Source organism: Halobacillus sp. BBL2006 (assembly GCF_000786645.1).
Classification (GTDB): domain Bacteria; phylum Bacillota; class Bacilli; order Bacillales; family Halobacillaceae; genus Halobacillus.
The window spans coordinates 1-2171 of the sequence record NZ_JRNX01000410.1 but is presented as its reverse complement, the minus strand read 5'-3'; the positions used below and the strand labels follow the sequence as shown (position 1 = coordinate 2171).

Sequence of the window (2171 nt, the reverse complement as noted above, 5' to 3'; positions counted from 1 at the left end):
AAGAAGTGAAATTGGAAGTATTGGCGAAATTCTGTCAGCCACGTCCAAACGATATCCTTCCAACTCCTCCAACACCAGAGGAATGCCCAGGCTTCGAATTCCCACCACAATGCTTTGGTATATTTCCACCGACCCCTCCGCCTCCTGTAGAAGAGTGTCCTTGTAAGTTTCGTTTAGGTATTGAAGGAAACGAAGCTTCAGCAACAGTGACGGTTACAATGCCAGGAGAAGAAGATAGTACGTTTGAAGGGACTATTAATGTAAGTGCAGTACAATGTTTTACTGGCGCTGCGATGTGTAATCCAAACGTTGATAATTTTTCGATAAACTTTGGTAATGAGGGGAATACAATTAATTTTACACAAGGAAGACGTATTGAAATTTCTTGTATTGATGGTACTGATGCACAATTGATAGGAACGGCTCAAGCTGCAGGAAACGTGCTAGATGGCGACTTTAATGTAACTATTCAGCTGACTATTAACGGTAATATAGGCACTTGGGTAATTACAGCCGTTAAACAGGATGACCCCGGCACCACTTTTGAAACGACATTTATGGCCCAAGTCTCACCCCAAACGTTTATCGGCGACTGCACAGATGCAGTAGGACCATGAATAGAAGGTATTGAGTCGTTATAATTTCCAAGATGAGCATAATATGTAACAAAAACAATAGGGGAGCGAGATAGGATTCTGTAGATCTAATTGGTTATGACCTAACAAGATCGGCGTTTTTCCGTTTCACATAAACTAAGCCAATGAGAAAAGCAAATCTCTTTTAATAAAAAAGAAGTTTGCTTTTCTTCAGTTAAAGGTAAGTTATTAATATGATTAGTCTGAAAATTTAATAGTAGAAATGCGTATGAGTAAAATGATTTCCTCATATAATTTTAATAAACTTTAAAGTGGAGCTAACAATTTAGGAATCTTTTAGGCTAGCAGTTGAAAATAAGTGTGAGCTTTTATATTATAATGACTATATACAGTTTTCAGATTATTGATTTCCGTAGAGGAGTGAACAAATGCTAAAAGAATCTGACTTTCCCACAGAAGAACTAAAAGAGCAATGGATAAAAGTACGGAATAGGAAACTGGAAGAGATGGCCCAATATATTCAAAGATATTTTCATCTCACGAAGGTTAGAGAAAATAAAAGTAGCTATGAAGTCCAAGGGTACTTTTTCCAACCAGGTTTTGGAGAAGTAAGAATGGCGTTTGAATTTAGCTACGAAAACGTCGCTAAATTTACAGATCTATTTGATGAACCAATTGAAGAAAAGTAAAAAACGAACAAGAAAGAACCCATTTATCCTTATATAGATGGGTTCTTTTTTAGCATTTTGATTGGAGGGTGACTTCAAATTGAATATTCAAACCAAACGTATCTATGAGGAGAGATCTCCTGATGACGGGGTACGTATTTTAGTAGATGGAATTTGGCCGAGAGGTATTTCCAAAGAAAAAGCCTATCTGGACGAATGGTTGAAATCTGTAGCTCCTAGTAAGGAATTGAGGCAATGGTTCAATCATGAGGAAGATAAGTTTGAACAATTTGAGCGGTTATATAAAAAAGAGTTAGAAGACAACCAGCACAAACAGAAAAGCTTCCAAATCCTTAAGGAATATGCTGCAGATCAAAAAGTGACGCTGCTTTACGCTGCAAAAGATACGACTTATAACCATGCAAACGTATTAGCTGACCTCAGTGCAAAAGAAAATGAAAATAACTAGAAAGGGTGATAAGATGACTGTTCAAAGGATTGAGGAGTTTCAAAAGTTTGATGAAAAGCGCATGACCAAACAAATGGTGTTTGAAGAGGAAAAGAGTAAAGCATTCGTGTTAAATTTCATGCCCGGTCAAAAGCTGCCCTCTCATGGTCATCCCTATACACAAGTCTATTTACTGGTCCTCAACGGGACAGGAGAATGCAAAATTGATGAAAAGGTGTATGAAATTAAAAAAGGCGATACGATTCACTGCAGTAAAGAAGAGATGCTCTCTCTAGAAAACACTGGAGAAGAGCGGATGAGCGTGTACGTGGTCCTTGCAAGAGAGCCGAAAACAAAGTAACAAAAAGTAAAAACAGAGCGGCACTTCATGGGTGCCGCTCTGCTTGTTCTTTAGATTTAAGAAGCATGTCCGCGTAAGTCACGCTCAATCTCTTCAAG

General features: G+C 38.1%; 3 protein-coding genes and 1 pseudogene. All 4 read left to right on the top strand.

Annotation, left to right across the window (positions count from 1 at the left end; all coding sequences use genetic code 11):
- Positions 1-617: pseudogene (locus tag LD39_RS12530) on the top strand (hypothetical protein); the annotation flags it as partial.
- A 407-nt stretch (positions 618-1024) separates the two neighbouring features.
- Positions 1025-1285 (top strand): hypothetical protein, encoded by a 261-nt coding sequence (locus tag LD39_RS12525; protein ID WP_035547137.1) that lies wholly within the window; start codon positions 1025-1027, stop codon positions 1283-1285.
- A 79-nt stretch (positions 1286-1364) separates the two neighbouring features.
- The gene (locus LD39_RS12520) at positions 1365-1733 is read left to right on the top strand and encodes a DUF488 domain-containing protein (protein ID WP_035547134.1); all 369 of its coding nucleotides are present in this window, start codon (positions 1365-1367) and stop codon (positions 1731-1733) included.
- 13 nt (positions 1734-1746) lie between these two features.
- Positions 1747-2073: a cupin domain-containing protein gene (locus tag LD39_RS12515; protein ID WP_035547132.1), complete on the top strand. Its 327-nt coding sequence runs from the start codon at positions 1747-1749 to the stop codon at positions 2071-2073.
- Positions 2074-2171: the final 98 nt, after the last annotated feature.